Below are 26,340 nucleotides of genomic sequence, written 5' to 3' on the forward strand. Positions count from 1 at the left end.
GCATCGAGGAGGATGACCGCCATGGGTACAGAGATCATCGATTCACGCAAGATCGAGCGCGCGGTCGGCGAGGTACTCGACGCTGCGGTCTCGGGCTCACGCCGCGTACCCGGTGTGGTCGCAGGCGTCACCACCGACACAGAACTCCTGACGCTGTCCGCGGCGGGCCTGCGCGCCGACGACGGCACCGATCCGATGACCACCGACAGTGTCTTCGCCATGTTCTCCACCACCAAGGCGATCACCGCGACCGTCGCTCTGCAACTCGTCGAGCGTGGTCTGCTCGATCTCGATGCGCCTGCCGCCGAGTACGCCCCTCGGTTGCGTGACGTCCAGGTGCTCGACGGCTTCGCCGACGACGGCAGCCCTCGCCTCCGCTCACCGGAATCCGACGTGACGACACGTCAATTACTCACCCACACAGCCGGTTTCGGATACGACTTCTTCAACGAGAACTATCGTCGACTGACGCGTGACCATGGCATCCCAGGTGTCATCAGCGCCACGATGGAGTCACTGTCCACCCCGCTGCTCTTCGATCCCGGCACACGGTGGGAGTACGGCAGCAGCATGGATTGGGCCGGACTCGTCGTCGAGGGAGTCACCGGCCACCGACTGGGCGAGGTGATGTCCGAGCACGTCTTCAGCCCCCTCGGCATGTCCGACACGTCGTTCACCCTCGTCGACGACCTGGCCCGCCGACGTGCCGTCCTGCACCACCGGGCGCCCGACGGTTCACTGTCCCCCAATCACAAGTGGAAGATGCCCGACGACCCCGAGGTGCACATGGGCGGGCAGGGCCTCTACTCGACGGCGCGCGATTATCTTGCGTTCATCCGGATGTGGCTCAATGACGGCCTCTCCGACTCGGGCGAGCAGATCTTGCGGCCCGAGACGATCGCCGATGCCGCGCGCAACCACCTCGGCGACCTCACGGTGACCACGCTGCCCGGGGTGATCCCCGCACTGTCCCACGATGTGGATTTCTTTCCGGGAATCCCCAAGTCCTGGGGGCTCAGCTTCCTGATCAACGACGAGGACGCACCCACTGGCCGGCCCGCGGGATCGCTCGCCTGGGCCGGGCTGGCGAATCTGTACTACTGGATCGATCGTCGCACCAAGATCGGTGGATTCTGGGCGACCCAGATCTTCCCGTTCGTCGATCCGACCGCCCTCGACGCCTATCTCGACTTCGAGCGGGCCGTCTATCGCTCACTCGCCTGAGGCCGCACCTGTAGAAGTACGGGCTCACCACCAACGAGCACCACCGGCACGAGGTGGCACGATTTCGTCACCGTCGGCCAGACGGTCGGCCACTGGCGCATCGACGCCATGACCGCAAGGACTTCGAGTGGTTCGAGGAGACCTACTTCGGCGGGTACCGTCCGGGCAACGGACGATCCGCCATCTCAGCGTGGCAACGGTTTACGCCACTGGGTGACGTTGATACCGATCCGGTCGTGCCGCGAACCCGACCATGCGACATCGAGTCCGTGCCTGCGCAGGGTCTCGACGATCTGCTCGCCGAGCAGCGTCTCGGTGCGCTCGTACGCGACGTCTTCGGCATCGGTGTCACCGGCCGACATCGCGTCGAGCAGCGACTCCGGCAAGGTGGGATGCGGACGAAAGGCGCTGTACCCCAGGTAGAGGACTGCGTCGTCGTCCGCGAGCCGTTCGGCGTCCTGTTCGTGGAAGAAGACATAGGCCCATTCGCGGAACTTGTACCAGTCGTCGCGGTCGGGATCCGGGGTGCGTTCGCTGTCGATCTCCTGTGTGGCGCATCGACTGCAGCACGAGAAGTTCATCCGCGCCAACACCCCGTCCGCGTCGAGGTCGTCGAAGGCTGCGCGTAGGCGCGCATAGTCACCGGTGTCGGTCCACTGCCGTTGCGCCTGTGCCCGATCGTCCCAGAGCCGGCGGACCTCGCCGACCGCGTCGTCGGGCGACTCACCGGCGTCCTCGGCCCAGTCCCGCGCGTCTGCCTCGATCTCGACGAGCCCGGTGAATCCCGGGATCAACCGAGAGCTGACGAGATCACGCAGATCGGCGAGGTGCGCTCCCTGCATATGACTGCTCCATCCAACGGGTCTGATTGGCCATTGGACGCCGCCACCGACCGAATGGTTCCGGCGACGGCGGCGGTTCGTCTGTTCGGACGACACCGCGTAATCTCTCCGACGTGCGCTTCTCCGAGGAACGCGCGGCGCTCGCCGCCGCTGCCCAGCGACTTGCCCGCGCAGGGATGACCCACGGCACCGGCGGGAATCTCTCGGTCCGCGTCGACGATCACGTCCTGCTGACCCCGTCGGGCTGCCGGCTGGCCGATGTCACGCCCGAACAGATGGTCGCCGTCGACCTCGACGGAACGGTCGTGGAGGACACGCCCTTGGCGCCGACATCTGAGCTGCGCATCCACCTCGACATCTATCACCACACGTCGGCGGCCGCAGTGGTCCACGCACACCCGATCGCGTCGATCGCCGCTGCCAACATCGTCGACGAGCTGCCCGTGGTGCACTACACGGCCGCCCTCATCGGGGGTGCGATCCGGGTTGCTCCGTATGCCGTGTTCGGCAGCGGCGCACTCGGCGACGCCGTGGCCGCGGCCCTGACCGGTCGCACGGCCGCCCTGATGCGCAACCACGGTTCCGTCGCATACGGCGACGACCTCGAGTCGGCTTGCGACCGTATCGAACTCGTGGACTGGCTCGCCGAGCTCTACCTGCGTTCCGCGGCGATCGCGCCGCCCGCGGACCTCACCCATGACGACGTCGTCGACGTCGTGGTCACCGCGACACGACGGCAGTATTCACCGTTCCCCGGGAGGAATCCATGAGAGTGGCCACGTTCGGAGCACATGTCCTCGACGTGCTCGCACAGCCTGTGGACGAGATCCCCGGCGGTCAGGGCGCTGCCCTCGTCCAGAACATCCGGATGTCACCGGCCGGTCCGGCGGGTGGCACCGCGGTCACCCTCGCCAAGCTGGGCGTCGAGGTCTACACGGTGGGCGCGATCGGTCGCGACGACCCCGGCGACCTGTTGACGACGATGCTCGAACGCAACGGTGTGAACACCGACCATCTCGTCACCGTCGACCAACCGACATCGATGAGCATGCTGCCGATCCGCAGCAACGGCGACCGACCCGCACTGCACCTGCCGGGCGCCAATCTCGCCTACCCACTCGACAGCACCCCATTCGAACTCCTCACCGGGATGGACCACGTACACATCGGTGCACCGGAGCTCCTCAACCCGCCGGAACTCGCCCCTCTGCTCGCCGACATCCGCGCCACCGGGACCACCATTTCCGCTGACATCCTCGCCGACGGCGACCCGGGTCTGCTCGCGTGGATCGAACCTGTTCTGCCACAACTCGATTACCTCCTCCCCAACGACGACCAGGTCCGCGGATTCACCGGCGAGTCCGACCTGATCGCCGCGTGCCGACGCCTCATCGACCGCGGGGTCAGCTGCGTGGCGGCCACCGCAGGCGCCGACGGAGCCCACGTGGTGACCGCCGAGGACGCGGAGCACGCCCGCGCCCGGGATGTGAACGTCGTCGACACCAGCGGTTGCGGCGACTCCTTCTCGGCGGGCTTCCTCGCCGCCCGAGGACACGACATGGGACTCCTCGCCGCCGCGGAGATCGGCTGTGCGGTGGCGGGGATCGTCGCGACCGGCCTGGGCAGCGACCACGGCGACTTCACCTGGGCGTCGATCACGCGCTGACGTGTCGTCGATCGATCGCATGACCCCCAGAAATCTGGGCCGAGAAATCCCCTGCTGATCGGGATGGGAATGGTCGTGCGCACGAGCCAGTCTCGAAGGCGTGAACACATCCACTCCCACCACCGCGCGGATCAACCCGTCGACGTGGAATGCGCCGTTCCGCTTCGATCACGCCCAGTTGCGACCGGCGCCACGCGAAGTGCTGACCATCGCGGGTCAGGCCTCCGTCGACGACGACGGGCGTGTCCTCCACGAAGGTGATGTCGCGGCGCAACTCTCACTCGCCGTCCACCACGTCGAGGAGATCCTGGCACGCGTCGGCATGACGCTCGCCGACACCTTCTCACTGACCATCTACACCACCGACATCGCGGCGACCCTGGCCGCCTACGAGGCGCTCACCGAGCGGCTCGACGCGCACGACGCGACGCCGCCCGCGGCACTCGTCGGCGTCGCCGCCCTCGCCCTCCCCGGTCTCGCGGTCGAGATCACCGCCCAGGCCGGCCGCTGAACCTCCACGTCATGTGGTCTCGATACGCCCCTCGCCTGGCGGCTCGTGACTACTCGACCATCCGAAAACCTCGATTGGAGAACGCATTCCCCCGATCAACCACGCAGCCAGCAATTCCCGCCGATCGAGTAGGCAGCGAGCGCAGCCACCACCTCCCGCCGATCGAGTAGGCAGCGAGCGCAGCGAGCCGCCGTATCGAGATCACCTCCACACCCCTCCCACCACCAGGAGAAATCCATGTCCCTCACCACCCCCGACGCCACCACGGTGACCGGCCCCGTCCTCACCCCCACCGATCCCGGATACGCCGACGAACTCGCCGGCTTCAACCTCGCAGGCGTCCAGACGCCGGACATCGTCGTCGGTGCCACATCGGCCGACGATGTCGCGGCGGCGGTCCGCCATGCCCGCGGCCACGGTCTACGAGTCGGCGTTCGCGCCACCGGTCACGGTCCGGTCATCGAAGGCGACGGACACCTCACCATCACCACCTCCCGGATGAACGAGGTCATCGTCGACCCGGCCGCGAAGACGGCGCGAGTCGGCGCGGGCGCCCGGTGGCGCGACCTGGTCGCCGCCACCGCACCTCATGGGCTCACCGGCCTCGTCGGGTCATCGTCGTCGGTCGGTGTGGTCGGGTACACACTCGGTGGCGGACTCAGTCCCCTCGGACGGCAATTCGGCTATGCCGCCGACCGCGTCCGGAGCATCGAGGTGGTGACCGCCGACGGCATCATCCGCACGGTCGACGCCGGCGCCGGGTCGGATCTGTTCTGGGCCCTCCTCGGCGGCCGGGACGGCTGCGGGATCGTGACGTCGATCGAGTTCGACCTGATCGGCCTCACCACGATCTATGGCGGCGGCATCTTCTTCGCCGGCGCCGCGGCCGAACAGGTCCTGCACGCCTGGCGGCGATGGACGCCGACCCTCCCGGCGGAGGCGGGAACCTCGGTGGCCATCCTCCGCCTGCCGCCGGACCCCACGCTCCCGCCTCCGCTGCAGGGGCAGATCGCGGTGCACGTGCGGTTCACCTACACCGGAGATCCCGCGGTCGGTGCGCAGTTGCTCGCCCCGATGACGACCGCCGGACCGGTGCTGCTGGCCGACGTCGACGTGATGCCGGTGGCCGCGCTGGATGCCGTGCACATGGATCCGCCGGGCCCGATGCCCAGCATCGAACGTGGCAGCGCCTTACGGGAACTCCCGGCCGAGGCCGTCGATGCGGTCCTCGAGGTGGCGGGCCCGACGGTCGCGAGTCCACTCGCCATCGTCGAACTCCGCCTGCTGGGTGGGAAATTGACCGCACCCCAGGGTGTTCCCAATTCGGTCACCGCGCGATCGGCGGCTTACAGCATCCTCGCCATCGCGGTCCCGGCAGGCCCTGCCGCGGAACTGGCCGGCCCGCACGTCGGCGCGGTGAACGATGCAGTCGCACCATGGGCCGACGGAGCGCTCCTGAACTTCGCCGGCCGGACACCGGCCGCGGACTTGCCCACGTTGTGGTCGCCGGACGATCGTGACCGCCTGTCCGCCATCCGCGAGCGCCACGATCCGGACGGGATGTTCCGCCGGACCGTATGACCCCCGAATGTCTGCCCCACAAATCTGGGATGGACATCTGACCTGCGACGACGGAAACTGATGACCATGGCCACAGCAGCCTTGAACGCCGAGCGCGTACGCCGCGACATCGACGTGCTGGCTCATGCGGGTCTCGGGGTGAGCGACTTCATCGGCGAGGCGATCGAGTCGCTCACCCGTGCGGTCCCGCACGCCGCGGCGTGCGCGGCCACCGTCGACCCGAACTCGTTGATCCTCACGAGTGTTCGCAAGTACGGATCGTTGGTCGGTCGCAACACCCACGACGACGAGTTCGGACTGATGGAATACGGGCGGGCGGAGGACTCGTCGTTCCGTGAACTCGCACTCGCCCAAGTCGACGCCGTGGGCGTGCACGAACTGACCGGCGGCGACCACCGGCGGTCGCCCCGGATGGCCGAATTCATGATGCCGCACTTCGACTTCCGGGACGAGGCACGGCTGATCCTGCGCGACGGCGCGCAGGTGTGGGGCGCCATCGCGTTCTTCCGGGAATCCGGGGAGGCTCCGTTCGACACGGGCGAGATCGACTACCTCGACACCTTGTCGCAGACCATGGCACGCGGCGTCCGGACCGGGCTGCTCACCACGATCGTCGCCGAACCCCAGGTCACCTCCACCGGACCGTGTGTCCTCATCGTCGACAGCACCAACCAGATGATCCAGATGAGCGCGGGCGCCGAAGAGCGACTCGACGACCTGCTGACCGGAAACAACAGCGGCGCAGCGAGTTCGGTGATCACCTCGCTGGTGGGTGCGGCGCGGCGTTACGGTCGGGGCGAGACCGACGTCCCGCCCCGATTGCGCGTCCGGGCGGCTTCCGGCATGTGGTTGGTGGTGCACGCGTCACCGCTGTCGAACGCCGAGGGACGAGTCGGCGAGGTGGTGGTGACGATCGAGGAGGCGCGGCCACCGGAGATCGTGCCCATGGTGGTCGCCGCCTTCGGGCTGACCGCCCGTGAACGCGACGTCACCCAGATGGTGCTCCAGGGCGTGGCGACCAAGGACATCGCGACCACTCTGCACCTGTCCGCCTACACGGTCCAGGATCACCTCAAGTCGATCTTCGACAAGGCCGGTGTGCGGAGTCGGCGCGAACTCATCGCACGTGTCTACTTCGACCAATATGCGCCGCGGATGAACGAAACGTTACTGCCGTCGGGGTCGTTCGACGTCGCCGGCGGCTAGCGCCTATCTGACCATCCGCACCGCAAGGTCGCCGTAGGCGTGGCCAAGGGCCTCGGGGTCACGATGCGTCCGCGACGGAAACCAGCGGCAGACGTCGACGCACAGAGAGGACAGCGCCAACACCGCATCGTCGGCCGCGGCGACGGTGAACTCCCCGGACGCCACGCCCCTGCTCACGATGGCGCCGATCACGTCGGACGTATCCCGACGGATCGCGGTGATCTCGCGGTAGTGCTCGTGGGTCAATCCGTGCAGTTCGTACTGCACGACTTTCGCGAGCTGGTGGTGCTCCGCCTGCCACCGGGCGAATTCCCGCACGACCGCCCGTAACCGCTGGTCGTCTGGCGCCGACTCGTCGTCGACGGCGCGCAGTGCCGCCAGCACGCCGCGGTGGCCTTGGAGCGCGATCGCGTAGAGCAATTCCTCCTTCGATCGGTAGTGCGGATACATCGCCGCGGCGCTCATGTTCAATCGCTTGGCGATCTGCCGCGTGGAGGTGCCGCCGTATCCGACCTCGGCGAAGGACGCGATCGCCGCCTGACGGATCCGTTCGGCAGCCACCGAGTCGCCCGCACGCGTCACGGCCATCTCCCACCTCGCTCCCGACCACAGCCCTGTTGACCAGATCGCACTGTACGGTGCATCATAAGCGAGCGCTTAGAAATGAGCGAGTGCTTAGTTGCCGAAGGAGTCCCATGGCCGCCCCGATCTCCCGCCGCGATCTCGAGTTCCTGCTCTACGAGTGGCTCGACGTCGAGAAGCTGACCAGTCGCGAGCGCTTCCGGGAACACTCGAGGGAAACCTTCGACGCGGTGCTCGAACTCAGCGAGGACCTGGCGACCAAGCGTTTCGCCCCGGCCAACAAGCTCGGCGACCAGAACGAGCCGTATGTCGGCGACGACGGGAAGGTCGTGCTGCCCGCAGAGATCTCCTCGGGCATCGCCGAGTTCGTCAAGGCCGGCCTGATGGCGGCTTCGTACGACGAATCGCTGGGCGGCATGCAGCTCCCCACCGTGATCAGCCGGGCTTCGAGCGCCTGGTTCCAAGCCGCCAACGCCGCGATGTCCTCGTACACGTTCCTCACCGTCGGCAATGCGAATCTGCTCGCCGAGTACGGCACCCCCGAGCAGCTCGACACCTGGGTCCGCCCCATGGTCGAGGGCCGGTTCTTCGGCACGATGTGCCTCTCGGAACCGCAGGCAGGCTCGTCGCTGGCCGACATCACCACCAAAGCCGCGCCGACACCCGACGGCACATACCGGATCACCGGCACCAAGATGTGGATCTCGGCCGGCGATCACGAACTCGCCGAGAACATCGTGCACCTCGTGCTCGCGAAGGCACCAGGAGGCGGGCCCGGCGTCAAGGGCATCTCCTTGTTCATCGTGCCCAAGTACCTGGCGGACGGCACCCGCAACGACGTCGCGCTCGTCGGCCTCAACCACAAGATGGGCAATCGGGCGACCACCAACACGCTGCTGAACTTCGGTGACGGAACCTTCTCTCCTGCAAATGAATCCGACGCTGACCCCGACCAGCCCGCTCGCTCCGCTCCCGGCGCTGACCCACACCAGCCCGCTCGCTCCGCTCCCGGCGCTGACCCACACCAGCCCGCTCGCTCCGCTCCCGGCGCCGACCCACACCAGCCCGCTCGCTCCGCTCCCGGCGCGGTCGGCTACCTCGTCGGCGAGGAACACCGAGGCCTGAGCTACATGTTCCACATGATGAACGAGGCACGGATCGGGGTCGGATTCCTGGCCACGTCCTTGGGGTACGCGGGGTACCTCGCATCGCTCGAGTACGCGAAGGTCCGCACTCAGGGCCGTCCGGTCGACCAGAAGGACCCGGCGAGCAAACCTGTACCGATCATCGAGCACGCCGACGTCAAGCGGATGCTGCTGGCCCAGAAGTCCTACGTGGAAGGCGCTCTCGCGCTCGGCCTGTACTGCAGCAAACTGGTCGATGAGCAGTCCACCAGCAGTGGCGATGAGCAGGCTCGGGCGGGTCTGCTCCTCGACGTGCTCACACCGATCGCGAAGAGCTGGCCGTCTCAATGGTGCCTGGAGGCCAACAGCCTGGCCATCCAAGTACACGGCGGCTACGGCTACACAAAGGAATTCGACGTCGAGCAGTACTACCGCGACAACCGGTTGAACCCGATTCACGAGGGCACCCACGGCATCCACGGGCTCGACCTGCTCGGCCGCAAGGTGATCATGCAGGACGGCGCGGGCCTCGGCCTGCTCGCCGAGACGATCGGCGCCACCATCGATCGCGCGGCTGCCGGCGAGGCCACCGCCGAGTACGCCACCGACCTCCGGAAGGCTGTCGACCAGCTGGTCACCACCACGGCACAGGTGTGGTCGGCCGGCGATCCGGCGTTGTCGCTCGCCAATGCCACCGCGTATCTGGAAGCAGCCGGACACATCGTCGTGGCCTGGATGTGGCTCGAGCAGCTCCTCGCGACCGCGGACCGGACGGGCGATTTCTACGACGGGAAACGTGCTGCGGCCCAGTACTTCTTCCGTTACGAGTTGCCGAAGACCGCTGCCCAGCTGTCGCTGGTCGCAGCACTCGATCGCACCACCCTGGACACCGAACCTGCCTGGTTCTGACCGGCCGCCGCACCGACCCTAGGAGTCACAGATGTCACTGTTGGACATGTTCGACCTGACCGACAAGGTCGTCGTCGTCACGGGCGCGTCGTCGGGTCTCGGGGTGTCATTCGCCACCGGGTTCGCCGAGGCCGGCGCCGACATCGTGCTCGCCGCCCGGCGTGCCGAGCGGCTCGCCGACACGGCGGCCAAGGTGGAGGCCCTGGGCCGCCGAGCGCTGTGCGTGCCGGCCGACGTCGCCGATCCGGACCAATGCCAGGCCGTCGTCGACGCCGCGATGGAAACCTTCGGCCGGGTGGACGTCCTGATCAACAACGCCGGTGTGGGTACCGCGGTCCCGGCCACCCGCGAGACGCCGGATCAGTTCCGGTCTGTCGTCGATGTCAACCTCAACGGTTCGTACTGGATGGCCCAGGCATGCGGTCGGGTCATGCAGCCCGGCAGCGCGGTCGTCAACATCTCCAGTGTCCTGGGCATCACCACCGCCGGACTCCCGCAGGCCGCGTACGCGTCCAGTAAGGCAGGCATCATCGGACTCACTCGCGATCTCGCCCAGCAATGGGCATCGCGCAAGGGAATCCGGGTCAACGCGATCGCACCGGGATTCTTCGAGAGCGAGATGACCGACACCTACCACGACGGCTATCTGGAGTCCCAGTTGCCGCGCGTTCTCCTCGGCCGGATGGGACGGGGCGAGGAACTCGCGGCCACGGCCGTGTGGCTGGCCTCGCCCGCTTCGGGTTACGTCACCGGGCAGACCGTCGCGGTCGACGGCGGCGTCACCATCACGTAGAGACCGGAATGTACGGGGGCACAATGCGTTACGTTGCTGTTGGGGACAGTTTCACCGAAGGCGTCGGCGACGAGCCGGACGGCATCCATCCTCGTGGATGGGCCGACCTGGTCGCGGAAGGACTCGCAGCCGAGCACGGCGGAGTCGAGTACGCCAACCTCGCGATTCGCGGCCGCCTCCTGGAGCCGATCGCCACCGAGCAGATCGACGCGGCACTCGCCCTGGATCCGCTGCCCACCCTGCTCACCTTCAACGGTGGCGGCAACGACATGCTGCGCCCCGGCAGCGATCTCGCCGGACTGATCGAACTCACGCGCGCAGCAGTGCGCCGGTGCACTGCGGCCGGCATCGAGGTCGTCTTGCTCGCCGGCGCGGATCCGTCGTCGGGACTGCCGTTCGGGGAGAAGATCCGTGGCCGCGGCGAATACCTGACCACCGAGATCGCCACCCTGGCGGCCGACGAGGATCTGACCTTCGTCGACATGTTCCACGACAGCGAGATCCGGCGTCCGGCCTATTGGTCCGACGATCGACTCCACCTCAATCCGATCGGCCACCAGCGCGTCGCCGCACACGTCCTGCGCGCTCTCGGCGTCCACACCATCGCGATACCCGACCGGCCGACCGCACCGATCAGCGGATACCGATGGACCGAGGATCTGCGTTTCACGCGCAGCCACCTGGCCCCGTGGGTCATCCGGCGGCTCCGGGGCCGGTCGTCGGGCGACTCCCGGGAGGCGAAGCACCCGATGTGGACCGCCGTCGAACCACGAGGCGCATCGCGGTAGTCGCTGCACTCGGAGCCCGACGGACTGGCACGATGCCCGGGTCCCGACACCGGGGCTTCGGGTTCTGCACCGATCTCGAGCGGATCGGCGCCTCCATTCATCCCCACGCCGAAGGAATGGCCGCCATCGCGGAGAGCAGGCGCGCGTCGCTCGGCTGATCCCACCGAGCACCGTTTGCCCACAACGACAACCGCGTCCCGCCTTTCACCGACGCACCACGCACCTCGACAACATCGCCGCCTGAGGTCTCGATACGCGTCCTCACTGCGTCAGGTCTCGATACGCGTCCTCACTGCGTTCGTCGTCTACTCGACCAGCGGGCTGGGAAAGATACGCACATCAGCGCAGCCGGGTCGGATCGAGAACGACGCATCAACTGTCGAATAGACTCGGCCGAGATGGAACCCACACCGCCGTTGCTGCTTCGCGAACCCGTCCATCAGGTGGATCCACGCGCTGTCACCATGTGGCGGATGACGCCACTGCTGACGGGTATCCCGGTCCTCGCCGCGGCCGTCGTCGTCGCAGCACTCGCTGATCAGGTGCGTTGGGCGGCACTTGCCGTCGCGGTGGTCGCCGTGGTGCTCACGGCGTTCTTCGTGGTCGTGGTGCCGGGATGGCGGTATCGCTTTCACCGGTGGGAGATCAGCGACGACGCCGTCTACACCCAGTCCGGCTGGTTCGTGCGCAGCCGCGTGATCATCCCCATCGCTCGCATCCAGGTTGTCGACACCGCGGCCGGCCCCATCGAACAGACACTCAACCTGGCGACGCTGACCGTCACCACCGCGTCGTCGGCAGGAACGATCCGGATCGTCGGGCTCGATGCCACCGTCGCGCGGAACGCCGCCGCAGATCTCACCGCTCGCACCCAGGCCCACACCGATGACGCGACCTGACAATCCACCCGCGGAGATCTTCCGCGACGACGGCCCGGAGGTCTGGCATCGATTGTCCCCGTGGATGATCGCGGTCAGGCCGATCGAGCAGTTGCCTCAGCTCATCCCGCTGGTCATCGCGATCGTCTTCGCCGGCCGCGGCGCGCCGGACATCAGCATCATCCTCACCCTGATCGCGGTCCCGCTGATCACGATCGTGCCTTGGCTCGTGACCCGTTACCAGGTGACCGACGAGCATGTGCGGGTACGGAGCGGCCTGATCACCCGCAAGGTCGCGACTGCGCGACGAGACCGGATACGCAGCGTCGACCTCACCGCGTCGGTACCGCATCGGGTCCTCGGCCTCAAGAAGGTCCGGATCGGCACCGGAGGCGACAAAGAGTCGTCGGTGGTGGAACTCAACGCCATCCCTGCCGCGGAGGCCGACACGTTGTACCGCCACCTGATGGCGACCGTGGCGCGGACCACGCGCCCGTCGGTTCTCACCGAAGTAGCACCGTCACACCGATCCGCGCCGCCGGAACAACTGTCCCGACTCCAGCTCTCGTGGTTGCGTTTCGCGCCGTTCTCGTTGACGGGTTTCGCCGCGGCGGCTGCCGCGGGTGGCCTCGCGGCACAGTTCGCCAACGAAGCCGGCCTGTTCGAGCAAGGTGCCACGGCCGCCGAACACGCGATCGACCGCATCCGTGACATCCCCGTCTCCCTCGTGGTGACCGCGTCGGTGATCGTCGTGATCGCGGTGGGGGCGCTGCTGTCCTTCGGCGGCTACGTACTCGCGTACTGGAACTTCTCGCTGGTCCGAAACCACCGGGACGGGACGCTCCTCATCCGCCGTGGCCTCCTCACCACCAATGCGAGCAGCCTCGACGAGAACCGTGTCCGCGGCGTGCATCTGCACGAGCCGGTACTCATGCGCGCGGTCCGCGGCGCCCGGCTCAACGCGATCGCCACCGGGTCGTCCAAGAACCCATTGCTCCTGCCACCTGCGCCGTTCGACGAGGCCGTCCGGGTGGGTCAGTTCGTCGCACACGACGGCGACGAGCTCACGTCGCCCCTGAACCGACATGGTCGCGGCGCGCTTGTCCGGCGCCTGACCCGCGGATTCTGGGGTGGCCTGTTGTTCGCAGTTGTCGTGGTGATCGCGGTGATCGGACCGCTGACCTGGCCATGGCTGTTCCTTGCCGCGGTCGTTGCCTTGGCGTCGTCGGCGCTCGGCGTCGTTCGGTACCGGAATCTGGGCGTCCGCGTGACCGCGACTGCTGTCGTGATCGCGCCCCCGCGTGTCGCACGGCACCGCTACGTCGTCAGCCGCGAGGGAGTTGTCGGGTGGGCGTCCTCGGCATCGTTCTTCCAGCGACGTCGAGGCGTGGAGACCACGGTCGTCGCCACCGCTGCCGGGGCCGAAGCCTATGCCGCCGTGGATCTCGACCCTGCCGCGGCAGCCGAGCTGATGACAGCGGTCTCACCAGACCTGTTGGCACCCTTCGTCGTGTCCCGATGACGTACCACGTCCTCGGGTGATCACCCGGGTCGACGTCGTCGCATAGTGAGACGATTGACCAACTTTTCTGAGACTTTTCGTCGATTCAGTCCCAGCCCCGCTCCAAAGAGTGGTAAACCTCACAATCAGTCAGTACTGACTGATTTGAAGGGACGGGGACATGGACGACGACCACTACGACTTCTCCCGACGCTCGGTGCTGAAGGGCGCGGCCGCCGCGGCCGTGCTGGCAGGGACCGCCGTGGCGCTACCGAACGTGAAAGTACCTTCGGCGCAGGCGATTCCACGAACCGGAATCCGTCGTCGGCGCGAGGTCGCCATCTTCGGCGGCGGAATGTCGGGGCTGGCCGCCGCCCACGAGCTCGTCGAACGGGGCTTTCGGGTCACCGTCTACGAGCCCGCCTTCCTCGGCGGCAAGGCGCGCAGCCACGACGTCCCGGGCACCGCTCGCGGCGGTCGGCTTCCTCTCCCGGGAGAGCATGGCTTCCGGTTCTTCCCGGGGTGCTACCAACACGTCACCGAGTCGATGGAACGCATCCCGCTCGCCGGCGGCGGCAACGTCAAGGATCGCCACCTCATCAACGTCGAGACCGCGGTCATCGCGTTCGACGAAGCCGGGTACGCGCCCACCACCGCTCCGGCCTCGATCATGGGCTTCGTCGACCACGCATCCTCGATCGTCGAACTGGACAACCTCCGCAACGCGCTGACCACCGGCCTGAAGTTCGTCGTCGACGTGCCGCCGCAGGAACTCGCCTACTTCGTCACACGCGAGCTCATCATCGCGACGAGTTGCCAGGAAAGGCGCCTGGGTCAGTGGGAGAAGCAATCCTGGATTCAGTTCGTCAAGGCGAATGGGAAATCGCCCGCCTACCAACGCTATCTGGCCGGGGCCCTCACCCGCGCCCTGGTGGCGGCCAAATCGCAGACCGCGTCAGCGCGGACGATCGGGCAGATCGGCCTGGCGCTGGCCACCTCCGCAACCGGCTTGCTCAGCCAGTACGACGCCGGCCTCGTCCATGGCGGCGTTGATCGAATCCTCAACGCCCCCACCACCCATGCGTGGATCGATCCCTGGGTCGCACACCTCCGACGGCTCGGGGTGAGTTTCGTGATGGGCGAGGGAGTCGCCGACTTCCAGATCTCCGGTGGGCACATCACGGGTGCGCGCCTGCAGTCCGGTGCTTCGGTCTCCGCCGACTGGTATGTGGCGGCGATGCCGCTCGACCGTCTCCGAACGCTGCTCACGCCGGCGCTGCTGACTGCCGATCCCTCCCTCGCCGGAGTCGGACACCTCGAAGACGACTGGATGGTCGGAATACAGTACTTCCTCTCCCGGCGCTCGGACCTGCCGCCGGGCCACATCGCCGCGCTCGGCACCCCATGGGCTCTGACCGGGCTCTTCCAGGCACGCCCCTGGGGCGTCGACTTCGCCAAGACGTACGGGGACGGGCGGGTCCGCGACTGTCTTTCCATCGACATCTCCGACTGGGAGAAGCCGGGCATCGTGTACCGCAAACCCGCCAAGCAGTGCACGAAACGCGAGATCGCCCGCGAGGTGTGGGCGCAGATGAGCCGGGCGATGAACGCCGGCGGCAGACGAATCCTCCGTGACGAGGAGATCGTCACCTGGTCACTCGATCCCGGCGTCACGTGGTCCCCCCAGATCGCCAACGCGACACCCTTGATGGTCAACACCGCCGGGTCTTATCAACACAGGCCCAACGCGTACACGACGATCCCGAACCTCTTCATCGGCGGCGATCATGTCCGCACCAACATCGACCTCGCGACGATGGAAGGCGCCAACGAGTCGGGGCGCCGGGCCGCCAACGCCATCCTGGCAGCGGCGGACAGTCCGGCTCGGCCCGCGCCGGTCCTCCCCCTGTGGGAGCTGCCGATGCTCGACCCGATCAAGGCCGAGGACCGCAAACGCTATCGAGCAGGGCTACCCCACTTCCTCGACGTCTGATCAGTCCCCTGCAGGGCGGTTAGGATCAGCGAGTGGGCCGATCGGAGTTCGACGCGACACCGCAGGCCGCGGGACCGGCGACACCGGGACCAGCGGCACCGGGAACGGGCACACAGCAGCGCGGCGACCGCACGCGCACCCGCATTCTCGATGCCGCGATCCGAGTCCTGGTCGAGCGCGGATACGCCGGTGCGAGCACGCTGGCGATCCAGGCGGAGGCCGGAGTGAGCCGCGGTCGCCTCCTTCATCACTACCCGTCGCGCGACAAACTGCTGATGGCGGCGGTCGACCATCTCGCCCGGACACGTATCGAGGCGATGCCCGCGCAGGTCGACTGGCCGCAGGATCCGGCCGAGCGGATCGGTCCGGCGATCGACCTGGGTTGGACCACATTTCACCAGCCGTACTTCGTCGCCTCGATGGAACTGTGGACCGCGGCCCGCACCAACGTGGTGCTGCGCGATGCGCTGTTGCCCACCGAACGACGACTCGGCCCCACCGTCCGACAGGCCGTCGCAGGGTTCCTCGGACCCGAATTGACTTCGCGTCCACGATATCCCGAGTTGTATCCGCTCTTGCTCTCGAGCATGCGTGGGGTTGCCGCGACCTACCTGATCGATCCGCGCGATCCGACCACCGACCCACACCTGGACCTGTGGAAGGCGATGACAGCCACCTACCTGCTGTGAGTCCTGCCGTGGGTCAGGCGCCCGGCACCTCGAGATGGTCACGCAGCCGGTCGACGAACTCGGCTTGGGCCGGATTGAGCTTGCTCCGGGCGGTGTCGGGGGTGACCCACTCGGCGCGATCGATCTCCGGGAAACTCTGCATGCGCCCCGACCGCGGCGGCCACTGCATCTCGAAGGTGTTGCTCACGACCGTCGACGCGTCCAGGTCCCCCTCGACGGCGAACCCGGTCACCACTTTCCCGCTCGCCAGCGTGACGTCTCCGAGGTCGAGGACCGGCCCGTCGGGTGCCGGTGTGCCGATCTCCTCGGCGAACTCGCGGCGCGCCGCGTCGAGCGGCGACTCGTCCGGTTCGTAGAGTCCCTTCGGGAGTGACCAGGCGCCGTCGTCCTTCTTCGCCCACAGAGGACCACCGGGATGGGCGATCAGCACCTCGAGCGAGGGCCCGGCTCCCCGATACAGCAGCATTCCCGCACTCCGTCGTCTCGACTCTTTCGCCATGACCCCATTGTGTCGCCTCTGGTCAGCGTTCCGGTCCGCCGATGCAGACGGTCGGTTCTCGACGCGCGGGACCTGACGCCACGTCGAGCGGTTCAGCGACCCTTCGCCCAGTTGCTGGCGCCGTAGAAGTCGACGATGACGGCAGGTTCGTCACCGACCACCCAGGCGTCGTGCCCGGACGGCAGCGAGGTGAGCTGGCCGGCCGTCGCGTCAAACTCGGTGCCGTCGGCCATCACGATGTGGAGGGTGCCGGACACGTGATATTGGAAATGTGGTGCCTCGCAGAGGTCGGTCCCGGCAATCGGTTTGACGTCATTCGACCAGCGCCAGCCGGGCTGCAGCGTCATTCGGCCGATGTCGTCTCCACCGACGGTGAGCACTTCCATCGCGCCGTGCTCGAAAGTGCGGACCTCGTCGGCGTCGGCGAAGTCCCGGTGTTCGGTCTTCTGATGTGTCGTGGTCATGGTTCCTCCGGTGTGGTCACGCCGTCGTCGGCTCGGACCGACGTGGTGGGCTCCCGTAGGTGTGGGAACGTTTTCGACGTTAGGTCTGCGGCCTTGCGGTTTCCTTGCGACGAGCGAAGGATCAGTTCATGATCGGCGGCGAGCCTGCCGAGGTGACTGTCGAGTTCCGGCTCTTCGGTCGTTTCGTGGCGCTCACCCACGGCCGGGAGGTGCCACCGGCGGAATTCGGTGGCCGTAAAGTGCGTCAACTCGTCCGCATCCTGCTGACCCGTCGTGGGGGCCATATCAGCACCGATGCGCTCGCCGAGATGCTCTGGCCTGCACGTATGCCCCGTGACCCGGCGGCGAACCTGGCGGTTCTGGCGGCCCGCGCCCGGCGGGCGATCGGTGCGCGTGACCTCATCGTGTCGGGTGACGCCGGATATCGGAGTGGCCTGACCGAACAGCGGTGCCGGGTCGACACCCACGACTTCGTGTCGCTGGTGACGGCTTCACGGACTGCCGACAACGCCCCCGCACTCGGCGCCTGTCGACGTGCGCTGGCCCTCTGGACCGGCGACCCGCTGTGCGAGGATCAATGCGCGATGTGGGCGGTCGAGTATCGAGACCTGTTGTCGCAGTATCGTATCGAGGCCCTGGAGCGCGGCATCGGACTCTGTCTCGAACGGTTCGACACCGCGCAGGCGATCGAGTGGGCATCGTCGGCGATGAGCGTCGCGCCACTGCGCGAACGGTCGGTGGTCCTGGCGATGAGATCGTTCGCCGCTCATGGTGACCGGTGCCGGGCGCTCGACCTCTACGACCATTTCCGGCGCGAACTCTCCGCAGAGCTCGGCGTCGACCCCTCACCCTCGGCCGTCGAGACCTTCGATGGGCTGCTGAGATCGGCGAGGTCCGAGGAAACGCAGTGGCGCTCTGTGCGGCGGCCACAGGACACCACACGGGCACCGTTCTGACGCAGCTCGCCGTGAAATGCGCCGTGGCAGCTTATCGTGGGTGCATGTCCGACAGCCCACGTCACGACCACGACCCGGCCGACGCCCTGACCGACGACGATCCCGACATGCCGCACGAGTACGAGCACGACTCGGCCTTCGCATTCGGCGACGCGACACCGATCGGTGAGACCGACCGGATCGCACGGGAGAAAGCCATCTACGAGGCGGCGCGGCACGGCAACGACCTCAATCGCGGACATGCCCTCGGCGGCTCCGACGGGACCACCGAGGGCCAATAGACGTGGAGGTCCTCACCAGCCGGGTCCTGCTGCGCACGCCCGACCCGCAACGATTGCAGCACTTCTACCGGCACCGCCTGAAGCTCGCCGTCGCACGTGAGTACCCGGGTGGTGTGGTGTTCCACGCAGGCAACGGACTCATCGAGGTACCCGGACACATGAGCGATGACGTCGGTGACGGCGGTGGGGCCGATGCCGCTCTGTGGCTGCAGGTCCGCGACGTCGAGGCGGCCGAGCGCGAATTGCGCGCCGCCGATGTGGCCATCGTCCGGGAAGCACGTACCGAGCCATGGGGCCTGATCGAGATGCACATCGCCGATCCCGACGAGCGGACCATCATCGTCGTCGAGATCCCACAGGACCACCCCCTGCGGCGTGATACGCGATGACCGGCCCCGGCCCGGAGCCCGGAGGCCCCGCAAGGTTTGGCTGCGGCCGTCATCGGTCATGACAAACTGGAGCGCATGAGTATCTGGAGCGCGCCCGTCGCAACCTCGCCGGTGGTCGCAACCGTCGAGTTGCCCGGCTCCAAGTCCATCACCAATCGGGCCTTCGTCCTTGCGGCGTTGGCCGACGGCCCGTCGACCGTTCGCGGCGCGCTGCGCAGTCGGGACACCAACCTGATGCTGAACGGGCTCAGCGAGCTCGGGATCGGGGTGCAGGTCGACCCCGACGACGAGACCACGGTCGCCATCGAGCCCCGGCCCATGCACGGTGCCGATGTCTACTGCGGTCTGGCCGGGACCGTGATGCGATTCCTGCCGCCGGTGGCGGCGTTCGCCGACGGCGTCGTCTCCTTCGACGGAGACGGGCAGGCACGCACTCGTCCACTCGCCACGATCCTCGACGGCCTGCGCGGTCTCGGTGTCGAGATCGTCGGGGACCGACTGCCGTTCACGGTCACGGCCGCAGGTGCGGCACGCGGAGGCCAGATCACCATCGACGCATCCGCATCGTCGCAGTTCGTGTCCGGCCTCCTGTTGTCGGCGGCGCGATTCGACGACGGCGTCACGATCCGGCACGTCGGTCCACCGGTGCCGTCGATGCCGCACATCGACATGACCCTCGAGATGCTGGGCACGGCCGGCGTCGACGTCGAGCGCCCCGGCCCAGACGAATGGCTGGTGTCACCGGGGCCCATCCGCGCCGTCGACTGGGAGATCGAGCCGGACCTCTCGAACGCGGCGGCGTTTCTCGCGGCAGCAGCCGTCACCCATGGCGCCGTCACCGTGCCGAGGTGGCCCGCGACCACCACGCAACCGGGTGTGCAGATCGTCGACATCCTGGCCGAGATGGGTTGTGCCATCGAACGTTCCGACGGAGCACTGACCGTCCGAGGCCCGGAGAAGCTCACCGGGGTCAGCATCGACCTGCGAGAGGTCGGCGAACTGACGCCCACAGTCGCCGCCCTGTGCGCCCTGGCCGACGGGGAGTCGGTGCTGTCGGGCATCGGCCACTTGCGCGGCCACGAAACCGACCGCCTCGCCGCGTTGTCGACCGAGATCAATCGGCTCGGCGGCGACTGCACCGAGACCGACGACGGTCTGCGGATCAGTCCGACGACGATGCACGGCGCGGTCTGGCAGTCCTATGCCGACCACCGCATGGCCACCGCCGGCGCGCTCATCGGGCTCGTGGTGCAAGGGGTCACCGTCGACGACGTGGAGACCACCTCCAAGACCTTGCCCGACTTTCCGGGTATGTGGCAGAAGATGATCGGGCACGTGTGACGTGACGCGCCGCGCCTCGAGCTACGACGAATCCGACGTCCGGATTCGTCCTGGCAAGGGCACCCGGCCCCGCACCAAGACGCGACCGAGTCACGACGACGCCGAAGACGCGATGGTGGTGTCGGTGGACCGCGGCCGGTGGGGTTGCGTGATCGGCGGCGATCCGGATCGTCATGTGGTGGCGATGCGGGCACGCGAGCTCGGTCGCACTCCCGTCGTCGTCGGCGATCGGGTGGCGATCGTCGGTGACCTCACCGGACGCGCGGACACATTGGCGCGCATCGTGAAGGTCGCCGAGCGGAGCACCGTGCTACGGCGGACCGCCGACGACACCGACCCGTACGAGCGCATCGTCGTGGCGAACGCGGATCAACTGCTGATCGTGACGGCACTGGCCGATCCGCCACCGCGCACCGGGTTCGTCGAGCGCGCGCTCGCCGCGGCATTCGTCGGCGGACTGACGCCGATCCTGTGTCTGACGAAGTCCGATCTCGCCGACCCCGCCGAGTTCACCCGGGCATTCGCCGATCTCGATCTCCCCATCGTGCTCGCCGGGCAGTCGGACCCACTCGATGCGGTGTCGGGCCTCCTCGCCGAACGCATCACCGCGCTCATCGGACATTCCGGGGTGGGAAAGTCGACTTTGGTCAACCGACTTGTGCCCCATGCAGATCGGGCGACCGGAGTGGTTTCCGGTGTCGGCAAGGGCCGACACACGTCGACCCAGTCGGTGGCGCTGCCCCTGCCCGCCAGAACCGACCCGCGGGGTTGGGTGATCGACACCCCCGGCATCCGGTCGTTCGGGCTGGCCCACGTGACCCCCGACGACATCGTCGCCGCCTTCGACGACCTGCGCGATGCGATCGAGGACTGCCCGCGGGGCTGCACGCACCTCGGTCCGCCTGCCGATCCGGAATGCGCGCTCGATCAGCTGGAGGGCAACTCCCATCGGCGCGCGATGGCGGTGCGGGCACTACTCGTCGCGGTCACCGACGCCCCCGCGACTGACGCAGCTCGGATGCACGACCCGTCCTGACCTCCCCCACGCGGGATCCCCGCCGAGCGGGCACCGTGGGACGCGATCGGCGTGCACGTGCGTCCGATCGGCAGGGGTCAGCGGTCGACGACGGTTGTCTCGAAGAAGTAGCGATCGGCACGGTAGGCGTGCCGCCCGACCTCGACGACCCGCCCGGCATCGTCGAATGCCGTGCGCTGCATGGTCAGCAAGGGCGCACCGACCTCGTCGCCGAGCAGAGCGGCCTCGTCGGCATCGGCTGCCTTGGCCCCGATCCGCTGCCGGGCGAGGCGAATGTGCACGCCACGTCCGCGCAGCCCCTTGTAGAGGCCACCGTTCTCGAGCTCACCGGCCGGCGGGCAGATGTCGGCGGGCAGGTGATTGATCATCAGCGCCAACGGGTCTCCCCCGGCACTACGCAACCTCTTGACCGTGACCGCCTCCGCGCCAACCGCCATCCCGAGTTCGGTGCGCAGGTCGTCGTCGGGCACCCCGATCCGATACTCCAGCAATTGTGTCGTCGGATGCATTCCCGCCGTGGTCAGGTCGTCGTACAGACTGGTCAACTCCACCGACCGGTGGACCGGGTTCTGCACCACCTGCGTTCCCACGCCACGCTTGCGGACGACCACACCCTTGTCGACCAATTCCTGGATCGCCTGCCGAATCGTGGGGCGGGACAATTTGAGCCGACTCGCCATGTCGAGTTCGTTCTCCAGCCGATCACCGGGCGTGAGGTCACCTCGCACGATCGCGGCCTCGATGGCCTGCGCGAGCTGATGGTAGAGCGGAACCGGGGTCGACCGATCGAGTTCCACCGGGATGGGCGTGATCACCTCGACACATTAACACCAGTGACATGGACATTAATATGTCTTGACAAGAATCGATATGAGGAGATCAGTCGGGCAGATTGTGCGGGGTGATGACCTGGATACCGGACACCCGCGGCGGTTGATCGCCGGGTAACGCGCCGTGGAACCGCATCACCGACTGCGCCACCTGCCGCATGTCGGCGCGCAGGTCGTGGTGTAACACCGCGGTCAGGTGCCCACTGCGCAGCAGTGCCCGGTTGGCGTCACCGAGGTCGTGTCCGATGAACGCCTCGCAGGTCCGGTCGGCGGCAGCGAACGCCGCGACGATGCCCCGGTTGCCGCCGCCGATCGAGTAGACCGCGCCGATGTCCGGGAAGTCGCGCAGGGCGCGGGCGGTGAGCGTCCCGCAGGTCGCGTCGAGGCCGTCGGAATCCGACACCTCGATGACTCGACGGCCGGGATCATGGGCACGCATGGCCGACCGGAATCCCATCTCGCGTTCTTCCTCGCCGCGGAACATCGCACTGCTGGTGATCACCAACACGTCTGCGTGGACATGACGGAGCCATTGGCACATCAGATATCCCGCCGTCGCACCGGCGGCACGGTTGTCCATCCCGACATAAGCGATCCGCGTGCTCATGGGCACATCGGTCACCAGCGTGATCACCGGTACGCGGGCGGCGGTGAGCCGACCGATCGCCGCCGCGACCTCGGGTGTGTCCGGCGCCTTCAGCACCACCGCATGACTGCCCTGCCTGCCGATCGCATCGAGCTGGGCGATGAGGTCGTCGGTCGCCCAGGTCTCCCTGAGGTGATAGCGCGCCCGCATCACCGCGGGCCGCAGGCCCGGGAACTCCTGTTCCATCGCCTCCCGGACCAATCCGGAGAACTGGCGCGGGGTCTCCATCACCAGGTCGATCAGAAATCTGCGCCCGGACAGTCGCAACTGGGTGCGCTGCCGATCGAGGTCTGTGATGGCCTGTTCGACCTGCAACACGGTTCCCTCACGCACACCGGGCCGCCCGTGGAGCACACGATCGACGGTCGCCTCGCTCACCCCCGCCTGCCTGGCGATCTCCCGGACCGGATATCGATGTGGCACGGAACACTCCTGAGGGATTCTTGATGGATAACTGCTCTTGTCCGGACAATAAGATCTTGCCATTCTGGTCAAGTGATCACGGCGGAATCGCCGAGGGCCCGATCTCGCACCACCGACCTTCGTCCCGAGAGGAGCGCACGCACATGACACTGCGCAGCGCCAGCCCCGCCACCGCCGTCCGCGACACCGACCGGAGCCGGGCCAACCGGATCACCGAGGCCGAGTGCGATCTGGAGGAATTCGTCGCACTCACTCAGCGGGCCACCGACCTCACCGACTATCCGCACGCCGACTCCACCGATCGCGGTGTGCTCTTCTACGACTCGGCCTCCGTCGCCTCGGCGACCGGTGAGGTCCGCGAGGCGCTCGCCGACGAGTTGGCCGATGCACTGCTCAACGGGCCCGGCATCGTCGTCTTCTCCGGCGCCTTCGACGAGCGTCACGGACTCACCGAGATGACCACGCTGTTCGGCGAGATCATCGCCGACCAGAAGGCCTCCGGCACCGTCGGTGGCGATCATTTCGCCAAGCCCGGCGCAAACGATCGGATCTGGAACGGAGTGCAGAAGGTCGCGCTGCGATCTCCCGAACTCTTTGCCCGCTACTACGCCAACGACGTGCTCGCACTCGTCAGCGAGGCCTGGCTCGGCCCGATGTATCAGGTGACGTCACAGCCCAACGTGGTCAACCCGGGCGGCACGGCCCAGAACCCACATCGCGACTACCACCTCGGCTTCATGAGCACCAGCACCGCAGCCCGGTTCCGGGCGCACACCCATCGTGTGTCGCCTGCCCTGACGCTGCAGGGTGCCATCGCCCACGTGGACATGCCGATCGAGTCCGGCCCGACGATGTATCTGCCCTTTTCGCAGCTCTACGAGGCCGGTTACCTCGCCTTCAACCTGCCGGAGTTCCGTGCGCACTTCGAGAAGAACTACGTCCAGTTGCCATTGCGTGCCGGTGACGCGGTGTTCTTCAATCCCGCGTTGTTCCATGCCGCGGGGCAGAACACGTCCGCCGACATCAAGCGCATGGCCAACCTGCTTCAAGTGTCATCGGCGTTCGGTCGTGCCATGGACGCGGTCGACCGCAGCGCCGTGGTGCGCGCGCTCTACCCGACACTGCTTCGCCTCGCCGAGCATGGCGACACGAATGCGGTGCGGAACGTGATCGCGTCGTCGGCCGAGGGATATGCCTTCCCGACAAACCTCGACATCGACCAGCCGATCACCGGACTGACCGGCGAGACACAGGCCGAACTCGTGGCGCGGGCAATCGCAGGCCGATTCGATGTCGACCGGTTCGAGCGTGAACTCGCCGAACTCGACGCCCGCCACACGGCCTGAGCCGAAAGGACTTCCACGATGACAACCCCATCGGTTCTGACCGACAAAGTGCTGTTGGTCAGCGGCGGAACACAAGGCATCGGCGCGGCAATCGTCCGTGCTGCCGCCGAGGCGGGAGCCCGGGTCGCGTTCAGCGGGCGCAACGCCGAGAAGGGCAAACAGCTGGCTGCCGAATTCGATGGCCGCCCGGTCGTCTTCGTCCAGGCCGACCTGTCCGATCCGGCGGCGGCCACCGAGAGCGTGGCCGCGACGATCGCCGAGTTCGGCCGCATCGACTGCCTGGTGAACGCCGCAGGTACCACCACTCGGGGCAGCCTGCTCGCCACCACCCCGGAGCTGTTCGACAGCCACATCGCGATCAACATGCGCGCTCCGTTCTTCACCATGCAGGCAGCGGTGAGCGACATGATCGGCCGCAATGCACCGGGCAGCATCGTCAACATCATCACCATGTCGTCCTACGGTGGGCAGGCGTACCTGGCCCCGTATTCGGCGTCGAAGGCAGGACTGGTCGGATTGACCAAGAACGCCGCGCACGCGCACCGCTGGGATCGCATCCGGATCAACGGGCTCAACATCGGGTGGAGCGAAACCGAGGGTGAGGCCGACGTCCAGAAGCGATTCCACGGCGCCGACGACACCTGGATCGACCAGGCCAACGCTTCGGTGCCGATGGGCAGACTCGGCCAGCCCGACGAGATCGCCGACTTCGTCGTGTTCCTGCTGTCCGACCGCAGCGGGGTGGTGACCGGATCGGTCATCGACTGGGACCAGATGGTGATGGGTGGATTCGACTGATGGGACTGACAATCGGGGTCATCGGCCTCGGGCGGATCGGCGGATTCCATGCCGACACACTCGCCGCCCTACCCACTGTCGAGGACCTCGTGGTCACCGACGCCCACCCGGCCGCCATCGACGCGACCACTGCCCGGCTCAGCACTGCCCGAGCGGTTTCCGACGCCGACACACTGTTGAGCGCCGGAGTCGACGCGGTGGTCATCGCCAGCGCCACGCCGACGCACGCCGCACTGATCGACAAGGCCGTCGCCGCCGGAGTTCCGACGCTGTGCGAGAAACCGATCGCTTTGTCGGTCAAGGATTCTGCCGAAGTGGTTCACCGCGTCGCCGACTCCGGGGTACCGGTGCACATCGGGTACAACCGACGGTTCGATCCGGCCATGGCCGCGGCACGTGCTTCGGTGGCGGCCGGCGACCTCGGTTTCATCACCACCGCGCGATCGACCACCCTCGACCCGGCGCCGCCGCCACGTGACTACATCGCGGCCTCGGGCGGCATCTTCCGCGACTGCGCGGTGCATGATTTCGACACGCTACGTTGGCTTCTCGACGACGAGGTGGTCGAGGTGTACGCCGCGGGCGGCAACCAGGGCGACCCGCATTTCGCGGAGGTCGGCGACGTCGACTCCGCGTCGGTCCTGCTGACCTTCGCATCCGGCACCATCGGTGTGGTGTCGGTGACCCGCTACAACGGCCGCGGCTACGACTGCCGACTCGAGGTGCACGGCAGCACCGATTCCGTCGTCGCCGGCTGGGATGACGGCACCCCCGCCCGGAACCTCCAGCCGGGCTGCGGCTTTCCCGGCGGTACCCCGCACGCATTCTTCATGGACCGGTTCGCCGCCGCCTACCGCGCCGAGCTGACCGCATTCTGCGACACCGTCGCCGGTGACGGGTCGCCCGCGCTGTGCACTGCCCGCGACGCTCTCGAGGTCGCGGTGATCGCCGAGGCGGCCACCCGATCGGCCACCGCCCACCGACCGGTCCGCACCGATGAGGTACGGGCGCATCACGTTACCGCACAACGACAGTGAGGACCCC

28 protein-coding genes are annotated in these 26,340 nt (G+C 67.5%); 22 read left to right on the forward strand and 6 right to left on the reverse strand.

Features of this window, described 5'->3' with window-relative positions; translation table 11 throughout:
• Window positions 1-21: 21 nt before the first annotated feature.
• Window positions 22-1,224: a serine hydrolase domain-containing protein gene (locus IDF66_RS03500; protein WP_190265734.1), complete on the forward strand. Its 1,203-nt coding sequence runs from the start codon at window positions 22-24 to the stop codon at window positions 1,222-1,224.
• A gap of 185 nt (window positions 1,225-1,409) precedes the next feature.
• Here IDF66_RS03500 and IDF66_RS03505 read toward each other — a convergent pair whose 3' ends face one another.
• Window positions 1,410-2,066: a DUF6891 domain-containing protein gene (locus tag IDF66_RS03505; protein WP_190265735.1), complete on the reverse strand. Its 657-nt coding sequence runs from the start codon at window positions 2,064-2,066 to the stop codon at window positions 1,410-1,412.
• A 113-nt stretch (window positions 2,067-2,179) separates the two neighbouring features.
• On the opposite strand from IDF66_RS03505, the gene IDF66_RS03510 reads away from it, so the two are divergent.
• From IDF66_RS03510 to IDF66_RS03530, 5 genes are all read left to right on the forward strand, one after another.
• Complete coding sequence (locus IDF66_RS03510; RefSeq protein ID WP_190265736.1) at window positions 2,180-2,836, forward strand: class II aldolase/adducin family protein; 657 nt, start codon at window positions 2,180-2,182, stop codon at window positions 2,834-2,836.
• Window positions 2,833-3,732: a carbohydrate kinase family protein gene (locus IDF66_RS03515; protein ID WP_190265737.1), complete on the forward strand. Its 900-nt coding sequence runs from the start codon at window positions 2,833-2,835 to the stop codon at window positions 3,730-3,732. Before IDF66_RS03510 ends, IDF66_RS03515 begins: the two co-directional genes overlap by 4 nt.
• A 100-nt stretch (window positions 3,733-3,832) precedes the next feature.
• Window positions 3,833-4,243: a RidA family protein gene (locus IDF66_RS03520; RefSeq protein ID WP_190265738.1), complete on the forward strand. Its 411-nt coding sequence runs from the start codon at window positions 3,833-3,835 to the stop codon at window positions 4,241-4,243.
• 237 nt (window positions 4,244-4,480) lie between these two features.
• Window positions 4,481-5,824 (forward strand): FAD-binding oxidoreductase, encoded by a 1,344-nt coding sequence (locus IDF66_RS03525; RefSeq protein WP_190265739.1) that lies wholly within the window; start codon window positions 4,481-4,483, stop codon window positions 5,822-5,824.
• 66 nt (window positions 5,825-5,890) lie between these two features.
• On the forward strand, window positions 5,891-7,030 hold the full coding sequence (locus IDF66_RS03530) for a helix-turn-helix transcriptional regulator (protein ID WP_190265740.1): 1,140 nt from the start codon (window positions 5,891-5,893) through the stop codon (window positions 7,028-7,030).
• A gap of 3 nt (window positions 7,031-7,033) precedes the next feature.
• Here the strand turns inward: IDF66_RS03530 and IDF66_RS03535 are convergent, their stop codons facing one another.
• A complete protein-coding gene (locus IDF66_RS03535; RefSeq protein WP_164308805.1) occupies window positions 7,034-7,618 on the reverse strand; it encodes a TetR/AcrR family transcriptional regulator in 585 nt (194 codons plus the stop codon).
• A 107-nt stretch (window positions 7,619-7,725) separates the two neighbouring features.
• Here IDF66_RS03535 and IDF66_RS03540 point away from each other — a divergent pair, with 107 nt between their 5' ends.
• The 8 genes from IDF66_RS03540 to IDF66_RS03570 all read left to right on the forward strand — a co-directional run bounded on the left by IDF66_RS03540 (window position 7,726) and on the right by IDF66_RS03570 (window position 16,287).
• On the forward strand, window positions 7,726-9,645 hold the full coding sequence (locus IDF66_RS03540; protein WP_190265741.1) for an acyl-CoA dehydrogenase: 1,920 nt from the start codon (window positions 7,726-7,728) through the stop codon (window positions 9,643-9,645).
• Between the two features lie 31 nt (window positions 9,646-9,676).
• A complete protein-coding gene (locus tag IDF66_RS03545) occupies window positions 9,677-10,438 on the forward strand; it encodes an SDR family NAD(P)-dependent oxidoreductase (protein WP_190265742.1) in 762 nt (253 codons plus the stop codon).
• A 23-nt stretch (window positions 10,439-10,461) separates the two neighbouring features.
• The gene (locus IDF66_RS03550) at window positions 10,462-11,226 is read left to right on the forward strand and encodes an SGNH/GDSL hydrolase family protein (RefSeq protein WP_190265743.1); all 765 of its coding nucleotides are present in this window, start codon (window positions 10,462-10,464) and stop codon (window positions 11,224-11,226) included.
• 32 nt (window positions 11,227-11,258) lie between these two features.
• Entirely contained in the window at window positions 11,259-11,384 is a 126-nt protein-coding gene (locus IDF66_RS23905) for a hypothetical protein (protein WP_263282307.1), read from the forward strand.
• Between the two features lie 240 nt (window positions 11,385-11,624).
• Window positions 11,625-12,125 (forward strand): PH domain-containing protein, encoded by a 501-nt coding sequence (locus IDF66_RS03555; protein ID WP_164308801.1) that lies wholly within the window; start codon window positions 11,625-11,627, stop codon window positions 12,123-12,125.
• Entirely contained in the window at window positions 12,112-13,626 is a 1,515-nt protein-coding gene (locus IDF66_RS03560; RefSeq protein WP_190265744.1) for a PH domain-containing protein, read from the forward strand. The genes IDF66_RS03555 and IDF66_RS03560 overlap by 14 nt, the downstream gene beginning before the upstream one ends.
• A gap of 160 nt (window positions 13,627-13,786) precedes the next feature.
• Entirely contained in the window at window positions 13,787-15,598 is a 1,812-nt protein-coding gene (locus tag IDF66_RS03565; RefSeq protein WP_190265745.1) for a hydroxysqualene dehydroxylase, read from the forward strand.
• A 32-nt stretch (window positions 15,599-15,630) separates the two neighbouring features.
• Window positions 15,631-16,287: a TetR/AcrR family transcriptional regulator gene (locus IDF66_RS03570; protein ID WP_190265746.1), complete on the forward strand. Its 657-nt coding sequence runs from the start codon at window positions 15,631-15,633 to the stop codon at window positions 16,285-16,287.
• A gap of 13 nt (window positions 16,288-16,300) precedes the next feature.
• Here the strand turns inward: IDF66_RS03570 and IDF66_RS03575 are convergent, their stop codons facing one another.
• Both IDF66_RS03575 and IDF66_RS03580 read right to left on the reverse strand, forming a co-directional pair.
• The gene (locus tag IDF66_RS03575) at window positions 16,301-16,786 is read right to left on the reverse strand and encodes an NUDIX domain-containing protein (protein WP_164308797.1); all 486 of its coding nucleotides are present in this window, start codon (window positions 16,784-16,786) and stop codon (window positions 16,301-16,303) included.
• Between the two features lie 92 nt (window positions 16,787-16,878).
• A complete protein-coding gene (locus IDF66_RS03580) occupies window positions 16,879-17,250 on the reverse strand; it encodes a cupin domain-containing protein (RefSeq protein WP_190265747.1) in 372 nt (123 codons plus the stop codon).
• Window positions 17,251-17,378: 128 nt separating this feature from the next.
• Between IDF66_RS03580 and IDF66_RS03585 the strand changes: the two genes are divergently transcribed.
• The 5 genes from IDF66_RS03585 to rsgA all read left to right on the forward strand — a co-directional run bounded on the left by IDF66_RS03585 (window position 17,379) and on the right by rsgA (window position 21,253).
• Window positions 17,379-18,206, forward strand: a complete 828-nt coding sequence (locus IDF66_RS03585; RefSeq protein WP_190265748.1) for an AfsR/SARP family transcriptional regulator — start codon at window positions 17,379-17,381, stop codon at window positions 18,204-18,206.
• Window positions 18,207-18,250: 44 nt separating this feature from the next.
• Entirely contained in the window at window positions 18,251-18,487 is a 237-nt protein-coding gene (locus tag IDF66_RS03590) for a hypothetical protein (protein WP_164308796.1), read from the forward strand.
• A gap of 2 nt (window positions 18,488-18,489) precedes the next feature.
• On the forward strand, window positions 18,490-18,876 hold the full coding sequence (locus tag IDF66_RS03595) for a VOC family protein (protein WP_190265749.1): 387 nt from the start codon (window positions 18,490-18,492) through the stop codon (window positions 18,874-18,876).
• Between the two features lie 75 nt (window positions 18,877-18,951).
• Window positions 18,952-20,217 carry a 3-phosphoshikimate 1-carboxyvinyltransferase gene (aroA, locus tag IDF66_RS03600; RefSeq protein WP_190265750.1) on the forward strand — a complete coding sequence of 422 codons (1,266 nt, stop codon included), beginning with the start codon at window positions 18,952-18,954 and terminating at the stop codon, window positions 20,215-20,217.
• A 1-nt stretch (window position 20,218) separates the two neighbouring features.
• Window positions 20,219-21,253: a ribosome small subunit-dependent GTPase A gene (gene rsgA / locus IDF66_RS03605; RefSeq protein ID WP_190265751.1), complete on the forward strand. Its 1,035-nt coding sequence runs from the start codon at window positions 20,219-20,221 to the stop codon at window positions 21,251-21,253.
• Window positions 21,254-21,330: 77 nt separating this feature from the next.
• Here the strand turns inward: rsgA and IDF66_RS03610 are convergent, their stop codons facing one another.
• The gene (locus tag IDF66_RS03610) at window positions 21,331-22,068 is read right to left on the reverse strand and encodes a GntR family transcriptional regulator (RefSeq protein ID WP_164308792.1); all 738 of its coding nucleotides are present in this window, start codon (window positions 22,066-22,068) and stop codon (window positions 21,331-21,333) included.
• A 64-nt stretch (window positions 22,069-22,132) separates the two neighbouring features.
• On the reverse strand, window positions 22,133-23,152 hold the full coding sequence (locus IDF66_RS03615) for a LacI family DNA-binding transcriptional regulator (protein WP_190265752.1): 1,020 nt from the start codon (window positions 23,150-23,152) through the stop codon (window positions 22,133-22,135).
• A gap of 143 nt (window positions 23,153-23,295) precedes the next feature.
• Between IDF66_RS03615 and IDF66_RS03620 the strand changes: the two genes are divergently transcribed.
• Genes IDF66_RS03620 through IDF66_RS03630 form a run of 3 tightly spaced genes read left to right on the forward strand, consistent with a single transcriptional unit; the run spans window position 23,296 to window position 26,333 of the window.
• Entirely contained in the window at window positions 23,296-24,498 is a 1,203-nt protein-coding gene (locus IDF66_RS03620) for a phytanoyl-CoA dioxygenase family protein (RefSeq protein ID WP_190265753.1), read from the forward strand.
• A gap of 18 nt (window positions 24,499-24,516) precedes the next feature.
• Window positions 24,517-25,296: an SDR family oxidoreductase gene (locus IDF66_RS03625; RefSeq protein WP_190265754.1), complete on the forward strand. Its 780-nt coding sequence runs from the start codon at window positions 24,517-24,519 to the stop codon at window positions 25,294-25,296.
• Entirely contained in the window at window positions 25,296-26,333 is a 1,038-nt protein-coding gene (locus tag IDF66_RS03630) for a Gfo/Idh/MocA family protein (protein WP_190265755.1), read from the forward strand. The genes IDF66_RS03625 and IDF66_RS03630 overlap by 1 nt, the downstream gene beginning before the upstream one ends.
• The last annotated feature ends 7 nt before the right edge of the window (window positions 26,334-26,340 follow it).

Source organism: Gordonia hankookensis (assembly GCF_014673215.1).
Taxonomy (GTDB): domain Bacteria; phylum Actinomycetota; class Actinomycetes; order Mycobacteriales; family Mycobacteriaceae; genus Gordonia; species Gordonia hankookensis.